The following is a 13,880-nucleotide window of genomic DNA, read 5'->3' as shown; positions in this document are numbered from 1 at the left end:
CGCCCCGGAGAGCCCGGCGCCTCGCTTCTCGAATCCGGCACATCCCGGAGGACGGCATGACCTCCGCTCGACGGCCGTTCGGTGAGGTCCTCGGCCCGCGCGACCGTCGAGCGGACCCTTCCCGGCCGTCGTGCCACAGGACACATTGGAGTTCAATCATTTGACTTAAAATGCTCGGTTCGATTGGCTGAGGAGACCGGACCAACGACGCGAAAGGTCTCGAATGTCGCCTGAAGCCCTCACCTTCGACCCGGATGCCCTGCGTGAGAAGTACCGGCGAGAGCGTGACCGCCGGATCCGCCCGGACGGCAACGCCCAGTACCGAAAAGCCACCGGCGAGTTCGGCTACTACGCCACCGACCCGTACACGCCCCGCACCGACCGGGAACCGGTGCACGACCGGGTGGAGGCGGTGGTCGTGGGCGGCGGGTTCGGCGGGCTGCTGACCGGCGCGGAGCTGCGCCGGGCCGGCATCGAGGACATCCGGATGATCGACGAGGCGGGTGACTTCGGCGGCACCTGGTACTGGAACCGCTACCCCGGCATCCACTGCGACATCGAGTCCTCGGTCTACCTGCCGCTGCTGGAGGAGGTCGGCACCGTACCGACCTGGCGGTACTCCCCCGGCGACGAGATCCGCCGGCACGCGGTCGCGATCGCGGAGCACTTCGGCCTCTATCGCGACACCATGTTCCACACCCGGGTGACCGAGCTGCGCTGGGACTCGGACGCGGCGGATTGGCAGGTCCGCACGGACCGCGGCGACGACTTCCGCGCCCGCTACGTGATCGTCTCGTCCGGCACGCTGACCCAGCCGAAGCTGCCCGGCATCCCCGGCATCGACACGTTCCGCGGGCACACGTTCCACACCAGCCGGTGGGACTACGACTACACCGGCGGGACCGCGGACGGCGGCCTGCACGGGCTCGCGGACAAGCGCGTGGCCGTGGTCGGCACCGGTGCCACCGGCATCCAGGTCGTCCCGCACCTCGGCCGGGACGCCGGACACCTCTACGTCTTCCAGCGCACCCCGTCCTCGATCGACGTGCGCGACAACCGGCCGCTGGCCCCGGACTGGACCGCCGCGCTGGAGCCGGGCTGGCAACGGGAGCGGATGGACAACTTCCTCACCATCGTCAGCGGCGGCCGTACCCACGTCGACCTGGTCGGCGACGGCTGGACCGGCACCGGGCACCTGCAGACCACCTACCTCACCGGCACCCGCGCCGCCATGAGCGACGAGGAGCTGGAGCTGGCCGACTTCGCGAAGATGAACGACATCCGCGCCCGCGTCGACGACATCGTCACCGACCCGGCCGTCGCGGAGAAGCTCAAGCCCTGGTACCGGTACATGTGCAAGCGGCCCGGGTTCAGCGACACCTACCTGCCGACGTTCAACCGGCCGAACGTCACGCTCGTCGACACCGCGGACACCGGCGGGATCACCCGGATGACGGAGAACGCGGTCGTCGTCGGCGACGACGAGTACGAGGTCGACTGCGTCGTCTTCGCCACCGGCTTCGAGACCGGCGTCTCCGGCGTCGTCTCCGGGACCATGCCGGTGTACGGCCGCGACGGCGTACCGCTGCTGCACGCCTGGGCTCGGGGGCCACGCACCCTGCACGGCTTCTACAGCCACGGCTTCCCCAACCTGTTCCACCTCGGCGCGCTGCAGAGCGCGAACTCGGTCAACTTCGTCCACCTGCTCCAGCAGCAGGCGATCCACATCGGCGCCGTGGTCGCGGAGGCCCGCAAGCGCGGCGCCCGCTGGATCGAGCCGACCGCGGCGGCGGAGGAGGACTGGGTCGCCACCATCCGCCAGGTCGCGCCGGACACACTGACGTTCCAGGCCGAGTGCACGCCGGGCTACTACAACAACGAAGGCAGGCCACGGCCGGTCAACAACTCCTACGGCCCGGGCCCGGTCGCGTTCCACGACCTGCTCCGGGACTGGCGCGCCCGGGACCGCTTCGACGAGATCCTGGCCGGCGCGTGAGCGGGGCACGGATGCACCGGCTGAACCGGCTGAACCGGCTCACGCCGCTGCGCGGATCCAACGGCGCCGCGTTCGGCCCGGACGGCCGCCTCTACGTGGCCCAGTTCCTCGCCGGGCAGATCAGCGCCGTGGACGTCCGGACCGGCGACGTCGAGGTGGTCGTGCCGCCCGGCGGCCCGGTCCAGTCACCGGACGACCTCGCGTTCGCCCCGGACGGCACCATGTACATCATCGACACGGTGCCCGGCCGGGTCTGGCGGCGCACCGCCGACGGCACGATCACGCTGGTCACCGACCAGGTGCGGCTGCCGAACGGTATCGCGTTCGCCGGCGAGCGGCTGTTCGTCAACGAGATGACCCGCGACGGCCGCCTGCTGGAGCTGCGCGCCGGCGACGAGCCGGCGGTGCTGACCGGCGGGCTGGCCGTCGGCAACGCGATGCAGCTCGGCCCGGACGGCCACCTGTACTACCCGCACATGCTCACCGGCGAGGTGCACCGCGTCTCGCCGGACGGCGGCGCACCGGAACTCGTCGCGGCCGGCGTCCACCAGCCGGTCGCGGTCCGCTTCGACCTCGCCGGCACGCTGCTGGTCCTCTCCCGCGGCGCCGAGGGCATCGTCACCCGCATCGACCTGCACGGCAGCGGTGACCGCACGATCGTCACCAGCGGGATCACCGGCCTGGACAACGCCGCGTTCGACGCCGAGAACCGCATGTTCGTCACCAGCTTCGCCAGCGGCGGCCTGAGCGAACTGCACCCGGACGGGCGCACCCGTGAGATCGCGCCGCGCGGGCTCACCGGCCCGTACGGGATCACGGTCGACCTCGGCGGCACCGTGCACGCCGCCGACCACTACCGCCTCGCCCGCGCCCAGGGCCCGGACGCGGACGTGGCCACCACCGCGCTGCTCCACTTCGTGCACGGCGTCGCCGCCGACGGCGACCTGCTGCACCTGACCTCCCAATACGGGCAGGTCAACACCTACCACCAGACCACCGGCACGGTACGGATGAGAGCCACCGGCCTCGACGCGCCACTCGGCATAGTGGCCGGCCCGGACGGCACCCTGATCGTGGCCGAGTCCGGCGCCGGCCGCGTGCTGACCATCGACGCCGACGACACCGTCACCGTGCTCGCCGACGGGCTCGGCCGCCCGGCCGGCGTCGCCGTGCACGACGGCCACGTCTACGTCAGCGACGAGCGGCACGGCACGGTGTCCCGCCTCGACGACGGCGTACCGGTGCCACTGATCGAGGATCTCGACACCCCGCAGGGCCTCGCGATCAGCGACGGCCGCCTGTTCGCAGCGGAGGCCGGCCGGCATCGGCTCGTCTCCGTGGACCTGCTCACCGGCGGGCACCCGCAGACCACCGACGTGCCCTCGGCCGGCGGGGCACACCGCGACCTCCCGGCACTGTCCGCGCACGGCCTGCCCGGCGTGCCCCGCCCGTTCGCCGGGCTGGCCGCCGCACCGGACGGCTCGCTCTACCTCGCCGCCGACGGCGAGGGCGGCATCCTGCACCTCACCCCCGCGGAGCATCCGTGACCACCGGCCGCCGGCACATCATGCCGGCCCTCACCGCGCTGCTGCTCGCCCTGTTCGTGTCCACGCTGAGCAGCACGGTGGTGTCGACCGCGCTGCCACGGATGCTGCTGGACCTGCACGGCACGCCCACCCAGTACACGTGGGTGGTCACCGCCACGCTGCTGGCCGCGACCGCCACCACCCCGATCTGGGGCAAGCTCGCCGACCTGTTCAGCAAGAAGGCACTGCTCCAGGCCGCCGCCGCGGTGTTCATCGCCGGCTCGGTCGCCGCCGGCCTGGCCCAGGACGGCGGCCAGCTCATCGCCGCCCGCGCGCTGCAGGGCGCCGGCGTCGGCGGCCTCCAGGCCCTGGTCCAGATCGCGATCGGCGCGATGATCCCGCCCCGGGAACGCGGCCGCTACGCCGGGTACCAGAGCAGCGCCACCGCACTGTCCACCATCGGCGGGCCACTGGTCGGCGGGCTCATCGTCGACACCTCGTGGCTCGGCTGGCGCTGGTGCTTCCTCATCGGCGTCCCGTTCGCGGTCCTCGCCATGATCCTCCTGCAGATCACCCTGCGTCTGCCGGTGGTACGCCGGGACCACGTCCGCATCGACTACGCCGGCGCGACCCTGATCACCGCGGGCGTCAGCGCACTGCTGATCTGGATCTCGTTCGTCGGCGACGCCTTCGCCTGGCTGTCCTGGCAGACCGCGGCCCTGACCGGCGGTGCCCTGCTGCTGCTCGCGGCCGCCGCGTGGGTGGAGACCCGCGCGGCCGAGCCGGTCGTCCCGCCAGGCGTGCTGCGGCAGCGCACCACCGCCCTGGCCATCCTCGGCAGCCTCGCCGCCGGCACCGCCATGTTCGGCGCCGCCGTGTTCCTCACGCAGTACTTCCAGGTCAGCCGCGGCCACACACCCACCCAGGCCGGTCTGCTCACCATCCCGATGATGGCCGGCATCCTGCTCGCCTCGATCGTCGCCGGAAACCTGATCAGCCGTACCGGCCGGGTCAAGCCCTTCCTCGTCACCGGCGCGATCAGCCTCACCGCCGGATTCGCGATCCTCGGCCTGATCGACCGGCACACCCCGCTACTGCTGATCGGCGCCGCCATGGTCCTCATCGGCGCCGGTGTCGGCCTCACCCTGCAGAACTTCGTCCTCGTCGTCCAGAACGCCGTCCCGCTCGCCGACATCGGCGCCGCCAGCGCTACCGTCTCGTTCTTCCGCTCGCTCGGCGGCACCATCGGCGTCACCGTCCTCGGCGCCGTCCTCGCCCGCCAGGTCTCCACCGACACCGCCACCGGAACACCGCCCGCGGACGCCTACGGCGACGCCACCGGCCTCGTCTTCACCATCTCGGCCGGCGTCGCCCTCCTCGGCGTACTCGCCGCGGTCCTGCTCAGACCGGCACCGCTGCGCACCAGCCTCGACATCACCGACCCCCACAAAGCCACCGCCGACGCCGCACCACCCGTCGACCTGGCAGCCACCACACCACCATCGCCCGCGAACGGGCCGCCCGCGCACCGCTGAGGACCACCCCGGCGACGCCTGTGCCGGCGGGGAACGGAGGACCAGCGGTGCACCGGTCCCCCGGCCCCGCCGGGATCAGCCTGCCACGAGGGCCCAGGACTGCTGGTCGTTGGCGAAGGACGCCGCGGTGCCGGCGACGTGGAGGGAGTCAGCCCGTCCCTGGTGCGGCCCTTCCGCGCGGCCACCGGTCTTCCGCCGATCGCCTATCTGTCCCGGCACCGGAACCGGGCCGAGAGCCGGCGGTGGGTGCCGTTCCGTTCGACCCGTGCGGTTCGCGGCGTTCTAGCGCTGTTCAGCACGCCGGGAAAGAGGTTAAATCAGGAACCCTCTGGACAGGTTTACGTGGCCGGAGTCGTACATCGGAACGCCGACGTCGCCATTCGGAGAATAGCGGCATCGGATGGCGGCATAAAGTCTCGTCGACACGTCACGGCCAGCTGGATGCGCCCCGGACCCGCCGGCATCGGGTCTCAGCATCTGGCCGTACTCGTTGCTGGGTGCCGGTTCCTTGCCCTGTTCCACCCGGCGGCCGGCATCCTCAGAGCGGGGTCACGGCCACCGAGGCGCGCAGGTAACGCAGCAGGTCGTCTACGAGGCCGTCGGCGTCGGCGTTGCCCTTGCCATCGGTCGCCAGGTGCCCGCTCAGGGTCAGGTCGACGGCCCCGTGCGTGACCGCCTGCAGCAGCGACATCATCCGCTCGGTGTCGCCCGGCGGGAGTTGACCGGCCCGCTGGGCGTCCCCGACGATGGCCAGCAGGGTGTTCCGGGCGGATTCCACGGCCAGGACCAGATCGTCGAAGGGGGCCGACCAGACGCCGAAGACGAGCCGGAAACGGGCCGGACCGGCCACCGCCCAGGCGACGTAGTCCCGCAGGGCCGCGCGCAGCACCCCGCCCTCCGGCATTGAGCCGGCGCGCAGGGCCGCGAGCTCCCCGCCCATCCTGGTCAGCTCCGCCGCGGCGACACCGGCGAGCAGAGCCTCCTTACTGGCGAAGTGCTTGTACGGCGCGTTGTGCGACACACCGGCGCGGCGGCCGACCTCGCGCAGGGTGACGGCCTCCGGCCCGCCCGCGTCCAGCAGGTCCACCGCCGCGTCGATCAGCAGTTCACGGGTACGGGGAGCCACGTGCAGACCCTATCGCCCCGTGCAGGGTTGACGTCGTCAACCCTGCACGGCTAGGTTGACGACGTCAACCAGCCAGCTATAGGAGTGGATGCCATGCCACCGGCAACGCGCGCCGTAGTCACCGGTGCCACCTCCGGCATCGGCGAGGCCATCGCCCGCCGGCTCGCCGCCGACGGAGTGCACGTCACCCTCGTCGGCCGCGACGATGCCCGGCTCGACCAGACCCGGCGGCGGATCCTCGCCGGCGTCCCGGATGCCGGGCTTCACCCGGAGCGGGCGGACCTGTCACTGCTCGGCGAGGTCCGCGACCTCGCCGGGCGACTGGCCGACTCGCCACCGGACATCGTGATCTGCAACGCCGCCGTCGTCGCCGACGCCGCCGACCGCACCCCGGAGGGACACCAGCGCGCCCTGGCCACCAACCATCTCGCGCCCTACCTGCTGCTGCGCTCGCTGGTGAAGCCGATCGGCAGCCGGACGGCACGGTTCGTGGTGGTCGGCGGCTCGCCCGGCGGGCTGGCCCGCATGCCGATCGACGTCGACGACCTCGACCGGAACACCAGCCATGATCTCGGCCCGGCGCCCAGCCTCCGCGCGTTCGTCGGCTACGCGCGCACCAAGAACATGAACGCGATGTTCGTCTACGCCCTCGCCCGCCGCCTGCACGGCACCCGGATCACCGTCAACGGCGCCCATCCCGGCATCATCCGCGGCACCCGGCTCGGCCTCGCCCATCAGCGCGGCCTGAACCGAGCCTTCGGAACGATCTCGCAACTGCTCTTCTCTCCGGGCGGCCCAGACGCGGGCGCCGACACACCGGCCTGGCTCGCGAGCGCGCCCGAGGTCGACGGCATCACCGGACGGTTCTTCGTCAAACGGCGACCGGTCACCACCGCACCGCACACCACCGACGCCGCGCGCTGTGACCGGCTCTGGGCGGAGAGCGCCCGGCTGGTCGGCGAACCGGTCACGCTGTGACCCGTCAGCGCAGACCGATGCGAGACGACCAGTCCTGCACGGTGGCGAGACCGCCAATGGCCTCCTCGCCACGAATGGCGAGGGCCTCGCCGAACTCCGCGCCACGGCACGTGTCCCGATAGACCTCCTCGGTCCGGCCGAGTCGACTGACGGCGTAGGTGACCAGCGGAAAGACCGTCCTGCCGGTGAAGTCGAGCGCCTCCGTGAACGTCGTCATGATCATCGGCGGCCGCACGTTCCAGATCGGACTGCCGATGATCACCGTGTCGTAGCCGTCGAGCGCGGGCAGCGGCGCGGTGATGCGCGGCCGGGCGTCGTCGTCCTGCTCGCGCACGTTGCGGGCCACCGTCTCGTCGTAGCTGTCCGAGTACGGTTCGGCGCCGTCGATGCGGTAGACGTCGCAGCCGATCGTGCCCCGGATCATGCCGGCGACGACCTCGGTGTTGCCGATCTCGAGCGTGCGGCGTCCGCCGTCGTAGTAGTTCTCGCCGGCGCGGGAGAAGTACGCCAGCAGCACGCGCCCGCCGGGACCCGGCGCGCCGGACGAGACAGGCGAAGGCGACGTACCGGTCACCGGAGGTGCGCCCTCGGTCACCGACGACGGCGGGTCGCACGCGGCGACGAGGCTAAGCCCGGACAGGCCCACCAGCACTAAACGGGCGCGCGCATGTCCGGCCGGCGACACGGGGTGCGACCGGCTTCCCACGCTGATCAGTACGCCTCGCCGACCCCGAGTCGCAGAGGAGACCTGATGGACAAGCCCGCGTCCCGGCGCGTCACCAACGTCGACGTCGCGCGCCACGCCCTGGTGTCCACCACCGCGGTGTCCAAGGTGCTGCGCGATGCCTACGGCGCGAGCCCGGCCATGCGCACCAGGGCGCGGCAGGCCATCGCCGACCTCGGGTACCGGCCGTCCACCGCCGCCCGCGGGCTACGTGGGCAGACGTGAGGTGGCCGCAGCGTACCGACCGTGGTCGTCGGCCGGCACTCGTGCCGAGACCGAGCGAGTCACCGTACCCTCGGCTCGGTCTCGGCAGCGTGGTCAGCACGCGCCACTGCGCACGGATGGCCGGATCGGCCGCCCGCCGCTGCGCAGCGCCTTCTCGCGCTCAGGCGGAAGGCCCCGGCGCCCACCAGGGACTGCGTGCCCGGATCGCGGCCTGCGACCGGGCGACCAGGCCGGGGTAGCTCCGACCCGGATACCACGGCGCCCGGCTCACCTCGTGGAAGCCGGGGACGGTGGCCATGTACTCGGACATCCGGTCCCGCGTCGCGGCGTCGGGTAGCGGCCCACGCATGGCGGCGAGGTTGTCGGTGACATGCTCCGGCCGGGACGTGGCCGGCAGAACACAGGTCACCGCCGGGTGCCCCAGCACCCACTTGAGGAAGAACTGCGCCCACGAGGTGATGCCCAGGCCGGCGGCGAAGCCGGGCAGCGGCCGCCCGGCCACCAGCTGATGCAGGCGTCCCTTCTCCAACGCCATGTTGACCAGAACGGCCGTCCCCTCGCCCGCGGCCGCCGGCAGCAGCTCCCGCTCCGGGCCGCGGAACGCCATGGAGTAGTGCACCTGCACGAAGTCGAGTTCGCCCCGGCGTATCCAGGACGTCAACGCCGGCAGATAGGCGGCCTCGTGATGGGTGACGCCGAGGTGCCCGATCCGGCCCTCCTGCTTCCACGCGTGCAGCAGCGGCACCATGACGTCGACGTTCACCAGGCTGTGCACCTGGAGCAGGTCCAGCGGCCGCTGCCGGGCCAGCCGGCGGCGGGAGCGGGCGAGACTGTGCTCGGCGTGGCTGTCGTCCCAGAGGTGCTCGCCGGTGGCCCACACCTTGTTGGCGACGAAGAGCCGCTCGGTGATGCCGAGCTGCCGCGCGGCGGCTCCGAGATTCGCCTCCGACGCGCCGTACAGCGCCGAGGTGTCGACCACCCGCCCACCACCGGCCCAGTGCCGGCGCAGCACCTCACGCACATGGTCACGGCCGGCGCCCGGCAGGGTATCGAAGGTCATGAAGGTACCCAGGCCGACGGCGGGCAGCCGCTGCCCGGTACGCGGGACGGGCCGGGTGATCAGATCCGAAGCGGCCGGGCCTCCCGCAACCGCACCGGCCGCCGCGGACTCGGTCAGCGCGCCGCCTGCTCCCAGGCTCGCCGCGAACGCGACTCCTCCCGCCTTGAATACGGACCGGCGGCGGACCGGCGTGTCCTCCTGCGTCATGTCGGCTCCTGCTCATGTCGTGAACGGCACCCGGCGCACCGGGTCGACGAAGATCGTGACGGCCATCACTGCACGCCAGTGTCACGCGGCCGTCGGCATCGCGCCCACACCCGTTCGATCCATCGACATACCCTGCAGGCATGTCGGTAGATCTGAGGCTCATGCGGTACGTCGTCGCGGTGGCCGACGCGGGCAGCTTCCAAGCGGCCGCCGATCGTCTGCGCATGAGCCAGCCTCCGCTCAGCCGCCAGATCCGCGAGCTGGAGCGGCAGATCGGCGTTGATCTGTTCAGCCGTCGCCCGACGCGGCTCACCGAGGCCGGCCGGGTCTTCGTCGAGGCCGCCCGCCAGGTCCTCGCGGACGCCGACCAGGTGGTCGAGCGCGCTCGCCGGGTCGGTCTGGGCCTGGTGCGCGTCGGCTACACCGTGACCACGTCGTTCGACGAGATGCCCGCGCTGTTCGCCGCCATGCGCGACCAGCACCCGCACGTCCGGATCGAAGCACGGGAGGCCTGGGACGACGAGCTGACCGCCGGGCTGGCCGACGGAACACTGGACGCGGCCCTCGGCCGGTTCGTGACCGCACCGCGCGGCACCCGTTCCGTCGCGCTGCGACAGGATCACCTGGTGGCGGTGGTGCATCCCGAGCATCATCTCGCCGCACGCAGGGCGATCACGATGTCCGCACTGCACGGGGAGACGATGCAGTTCTTTCCGCGCCGACTCGCCCCGCGCTACTACGACGCCATCCTGACCGCGGTCCGCGGCACGGGCCGTCATGTCGAGGTCTGGGAGAATCCGCTGCCCGGCCTGCGCGCCGCCGCGGAGAACCTCCGAGGAGGCGGCTTCATGGTGCTGCCCGCCTCGGTCGCACGCCGGCTACCCGGCGTTCGCTGCCTGCCGCTGACCGACGCGCTGCCCAGCATCGGCCTACGACTCACCTGGCGCGCCCCACCGTCCGACGGCACCGGCCTGCTCGTCGCCACCGCCCGCCGCCTCGCGCGCCAAGCCGCCTGGCGCGACGGCTGAGGTCGGGCCGGCCACCGATCACGACGTTCCCCACCCTGTCGTACTCGGTCTGCCGGCCCGGCTGGCCACCGCGCATCCCCGCTCGCGGGCCGGGGCACGTCCCTGGCGATGACCGGGGCTCAGTTCCTCCCGGATCGAGATGCGGTCGCCGGTCAGCCGGCGGCGGGCGGCGGGACGTGCTCGAACCACACCCTGTTCAGCCAGCCCGGCAGGTCGCTCAGGGAGTACAGCTCGCCGTGCACGTCGGTGGCGATGGCGGTGGGCTGGGTGGGGAGGTTGCCGATGACGGCGGAGTCGTAGCCGCCGCCGGACCGGGGGCGCACCGCGAACACGCGGGTCGAGCAGTAGTCGCTCGCGATGTACGTACCCCGGGCCTCGGGGGTACGGGATCCCCGGTAGACCACGCCGCCGGTGACCGAGCAGTTGTCGTTGAGGTGGTCGTACTCGAAGACCGGATCGGTGTACCGCACGCCCGGCCGGCACTGCTCCGGGTCGAAGATCGGGGTGCCCTCCCGGCAGGACCAGCCGAGGTTCGCCCCGCCCTGCCACGGGCGGATGTGGTTGATCTCCTCGACCAGGCCCTGGCCGACGTCACCGATCCAGAGCGAGCCGTCGGCCGGGTCGACGGAGAAGCGCCACGGGTTGCGCAGTCCGTAGAGCCAGATCTCCGGCCGCGCCCCCGGCGTACGCACGAACGGGTTACCGGCGGGAACGCAGTAGGCCGTCGCACCGCAGGCGCGGTTGACGTCGATCCGCACGATCTTGCCGAGCAGAGTGCCGAGGTCCTGACCCGCCTTGTACGGGTCGTTCGCGTGACCGCCGTCGCCGGTGGACCAGTAGAGGTAGCCGTCGCGGCCGAACGCGACCTGCCCACCGTTGTGGTTGCCGTACTCGGCGTGCTCCTGGGTGAGCAGCACCTGCAACCGGTCGGGGGCGCCGAGCGGCACGCGCGCCAGGGTCAGCGCGCCGGCCGGCAGGCTCGTGTAGGCCACGTAGAGGATCCCGGTGCGCGCGAAGTCCGGCGCGGGGGTGATGCCGAGGAGGCCGCGCTCGTTGTTCGACGTGTCGACCCGGGCGGTCAGGTCGAGCACCGGGTCGGCCGCCAGGCCGGCGTCCGGGTGGTAGGCGCGGACGGTGCCGTTCTTCTCCGCGATCAGCATCCGGCCGTCCGGCAGCCCGGTGATCGCGATCGGCCGCCGCAGGCCGGAAGCCACCCGTTCGGAAGCCACGGTCAGCTCCGTGAGCGGCACCGCGGGGGTTCGCGAGGCGTCGGCGACGCCGGCCGCGGACGCCGAGGGCACCACCGACGCGGTCAGGACCAGAACGAGCAGGCCGGCCAGCATGGTGGCCGGGCGACGACTCCGTCGCGACATGGTCGGCTCCTCGATGAGTGTGGAGGGCGCATTGCGGGAGCGCTCCCACATTACATCAACGTTCGCCTATATGAATAGCCGAGCGATATCCGGCGATCAGCAGAACCGCGCCGCCTCCGCCCGGCCCACGGGAGGAGGCGGCGCGGCCGTCACCCGGCTACGGCCGCGGATCGTCGAGCGGCTGCCTCAGAGCCCTGGCGGCCGCCCGGATGGCGTCGACGTAGTGCTGGTCCTTGGCCTGTGTCTCCGGGCTCAGCTCATCGAAGGGCACGACCGAGCGGTGGTCGCCGAACCTCTCCCGGTCCCAGGTCTCATCGACGCTGACGGCCCACGCATCGTGCACATCCGCGAGGGTCGTCTCCTCGCCCTTCACCAGGACCAGCACGGTGTAGACACGCATCAGGCCCTTGCCGACCTTGATGCGCTTCGACAGTTCCAGTCGTGCTCTGCCGACGTAGTTCATCATTCTCCCCAGGAATCGCAGCCGCTGTTCCGCTCGCTCCACCGGCCACCGCGTCAGTGGCCGGCGGGTAGTGCGATGATCTCACCGGTGGCGACCGGGACCACGTGCCCGGCGACGGTGGTGCCGACCGGTACGCCACCGGACGCGCTGACCGTGCACTCCAGCACGGACGGGCGGCCCAGTTCCGCGCCCCGCCGGACGACGTAGGCGCTGTCGCCGTCACCGGGCAGCAGACCGGCGGCGACCAGCCAGGCGCCGAGTCCGAGCGCGGCCGCAGCCCCGCCTCGCACTCCATCACCACCTCACCGGCCGGCACCCGCCCACGCCGCAGAAGCGCCACCGCGGCGCCGATGCTGGGGTGGCCGGCGAGGTGGCGCGCCGAGCGAACCCCGGGTCGCGGGCTCCCTCGCCGCGGGCGTTCGGCACAACGCCGGGTTTCATCAGCACCGACTCCGGCGGACTGACCTGCGCCCGCGTCCTCCGGGCGTTCGGCGAGCGGCGTTGTGGATCGGGCCGCGGCCGGCCTGGTTAGGATTCGGGCAGCGGAGGGAGGGCGTCATGGTGCTGCCCCGGTCGGCGGCCCGTGGCGGCCCGACGATCTACGATGTCGCACGGCACGCCGGCGTCTCACATCAGACGGTCTCCCGCATGCTCAAGGGCGAAAGGGTCAAACCCCCCACGAGGGTACGGGTCGAGACCGCCATCGCGGAACTGGGTTACAAGCCGAACCCGACCGCCCGCGCGCTGGCCACGAACACCTCGAAGCGGATCGGCGCGTTCGTCTACGAGCTGCACGAGATGGGCCCCAGCCAGATCGTGCAGGGCGCGGCCGACGAGGCACGCCGGGCCGGCTACGTGCTGGACACGGTGGCGCTCGATCCGCGGGACGACGCCGCGATCACGCACGCGATCGAGCTGCTCGGCCAGCAGCAACTGGCAGGCGTGCTGGCACTGGCCCCGACGCTGCGGATGGCCGCGGCGCTGGACGCCACGGACTTCCAGATCCCGATCGTGGTCGACACCGAGCCGCTCTACGACGGCACGCCCGCCACCGAGTCGCTCAACGTCGTCGGCGCCCGGCTGGCGCTGGATCACCTGCACGGCCTGGGCCACCGCCGGATCGCGCACATCGCCGGCCCGGCCGAGTGGATCTCGGCATTCAACCGGTCCGCGGCCTACGACCGGTTCGTCGTGGAGCACGGCCTGCCCCGGATCACGACCGTGTCCGACGGCTGGTCCCCGGCCGACGGCTACCAGGCGGCGCTGCGGCTGCCGCCGGACTCGGGCGTGACCGCGCTGTTCGTAGCGAACGACCAGATGGCGCTCGGCGTGCTGCGCGCACTGTGGGAGCGGGGCGTGCGGGTGCCGGACGACATCAGCGTCGTCGGGTTCGACGACATCGCCGAGGCGGGTTACACGATCCCGCCGCTGAGCACGGTCCGACTCCTCTTTCCCGCACAGGGCCGGCACCTCGTCGATCGCCTGCTGGAGCAGATCGAAGGCCGGACGCCGAGCGGCGTCGACACGGACATGGGCGTGTCGTTCGTGGCGCGCGCGTCGTCGCGCTGACTCAGCGCCCGTGTCGAAGTAGGGGCCGACCTCGCCGCGGCCCGTCTCCCACGTCGATACGGGGTCCAGG

Annotated in this window: 12 protein-coding genes and 1 pseudogene; 7 read left to right on the top strand and 6 right to left on the bottom strand. The window is 72.2% G+C overall.

All coding sequences use genetic code 11. From position 1 onward, the window contains the following. The first annotated feature begins 223 nt into the window (after window positions 1-223). From J2S43_RS13315 to J2S43_RS13305, 3 genes are read left to right on the top strand one after another with little or no spacing between them, the layout of a single operon-like run. Window positions 224-1,996, top strand: a complete 1,773-nt coding sequence (locus tag J2S43_RS13315; protein ID WP_306829296.1) for a flavin-containing monooxygenase — start codon at window positions 224-226, stop codon at window positions 1,994-1,996. Then, window positions 1,993-3,543, top strand: a complete 1,551-nt coding sequence (locus J2S43_RS13310) for a hypothetical protein (protein ID WP_306829294.1) — start codon at window positions 1,993-1,995, stop codon at window positions 3,541-3,543. The genes J2S43_RS13315 and J2S43_RS13310 overlap by 4 nt, the downstream gene beginning before the upstream one ends. Before the next feature lie 20 nt (window positions 3,544-3,563). Further along, window positions 3,564-5,057 carry an MFS transporter gene (locus tag J2S43_RS13305; protein ID WP_306839263.1) on the top strand — a complete coding sequence of 498 codons (1,494 nt, stop codon included), beginning with the start codon at window positions 3,564-3,566 and terminating at the stop codon, window positions 5,055-5,057. A gap of 538 nt (window positions 5,058-5,595) precedes the next feature. On the opposite strand, the gene J2S43_RS13300 is transcribed toward J2S43_RS13305, so the two are convergent. Beyond that, window positions 5,596-6,183 (bottom strand): TetR/AcrR family transcriptional regulator, encoded by a 588-nt coding sequence (locus J2S43_RS13300; protein ID WP_306829293.1) that lies wholly within the window; start codon window positions 6,181-6,183, stop codon window positions 5,596-5,598. A gap of 93 nt (window positions 6,184-6,276) precedes the next feature. On the opposite strand from J2S43_RS13300, the gene J2S43_RS13295 reads away from it, so the two are divergent. Beyond that, window positions 6,277-7,161 (top strand): SDR family NAD(P)-dependent oxidoreductase, encoded by an 885-nt coding sequence (locus tag J2S43_RS13295; protein ID WP_306829292.1) that lies wholly within the window; start codon window positions 6,277-6,279, stop codon window positions 7,159-7,161. 4 nt (window positions 7,162-7,165) lie between these two features. On the opposite strand, the gene J2S43_RS13290 is transcribed toward J2S43_RS13295, so the two are convergent. Continuing rightward, on the bottom strand, window positions 7,166-7,846 hold the full coding sequence (locus J2S43_RS13290; RefSeq protein WP_306829291.1) for a flavodoxin: 681 nt from the start codon (window positions 7,844-7,846) through the stop codon (window positions 7,166-7,168). Window positions 7,847-7,912: 66 nt separating this feature from the next. Here J2S43_RS13290 and J2S43_RS13285 point away from each other — a divergent pair, with 66 nt between their 5' ends. Next, on the top strand, window positions 7,913-8,110 hold the full coding sequence (locus J2S43_RS13285) for a LacI family DNA-binding transcriptional regulator (RefSeq protein ID WP_306829289.1): 198 nt from the start codon (window positions 7,913-7,915) through the stop codon (window positions 8,108-8,110). Window positions 8,111-8,270: 160 nt separating this feature from the next. Here J2S43_RS13285 and J2S43_RS13280 read toward each other — a convergent pair whose 3' ends face one another. After that, a complete protein-coding gene (locus J2S43_RS13280; RefSeq protein WP_306829288.1) occupies window positions 8,271-9,377 on the bottom strand; it encodes an aldo/keto reductase in 1,107 nt (368 codons plus the stop codon). A 140-nt stretch (window positions 9,378-9,517) separates the two neighbouring features. Here J2S43_RS13280 and J2S43_RS13275 point away from each other — a divergent pair, with 140 nt between their 5' ends. Then, window positions 9,518-10,405 (top strand): LysR family transcriptional regulator, encoded by an 888-nt coding sequence (locus tag J2S43_RS13275; RefSeq protein ID WP_306829287.1) that lies wholly within the window; start codon window positions 9,518-9,520, stop codon window positions 10,403-10,405. A 152-nt stretch (window positions 10,406-10,557) separates the two neighbouring features. On the opposite strand, the gene J2S43_RS13270 is transcribed toward J2S43_RS13275, so the two are convergent. The 3 genes and pseudogenes from J2S43_RS13270 to J2S43_RS13260 all read right to left on the bottom strand — a co-directional run. Further along, window positions 10,558-11,778 (bottom strand): PQQ-dependent sugar dehydrogenase, encoded by a 1,221-nt coding sequence (locus J2S43_RS13270; RefSeq protein WP_306829286.1) that lies wholly within the window; start codon window positions 11,776-11,778, stop codon window positions 10,558-10,560. A 157-nt stretch (window positions 11,779-11,935) separates the two neighbouring features. Next, the gene (locus J2S43_RS13265; protein WP_306829285.1) at window positions 11,936-12,241 is read right to left on the bottom strand and encodes a DUF7701 domain-containing protein; all 306 of its coding nucleotides are present in this window, start codon (window positions 12,239-12,241) and stop codon (window positions 11,936-11,938) included. Between the two features lie 53 nt (window positions 12,242-12,294). Continuing rightward, a pseudogene (locus J2S43_RS13260) lies at window positions 12,295-12,516 on the bottom strand (phenazine biosynthesis protein PhzF); the annotation flags it as partial. Window positions 12,517-12,799: 283 nt separating this feature from the next. Between J2S43_RS13260 and J2S43_RS13255 the strand changes: the two are divergent. Continuing rightward, window positions 12,800-13,810, top strand: a complete 1,011-nt coding sequence (locus J2S43_RS13255) for a LacI family DNA-binding transcriptional regulator (RefSeq protein ID WP_306829284.1) — start codon at window positions 12,800-12,802, stop codon at window positions 13,808-13,810. The last annotated feature ends 70 nt before the right edge of the window (window positions 13,811-13,880 follow it).

This window comes from Catenuloplanes nepalensis (assembly GCF_030811575.1).
Taxonomy (GTDB): Bacteria; Actinomycetota; Actinomycetes; order Mycobacteriales; family Micromonosporaceae; genus Catenuloplanes; species Catenuloplanes nepalensis.
This window is presented reverse-complemented; position numbering and strand designations above follow the sequence as displayed.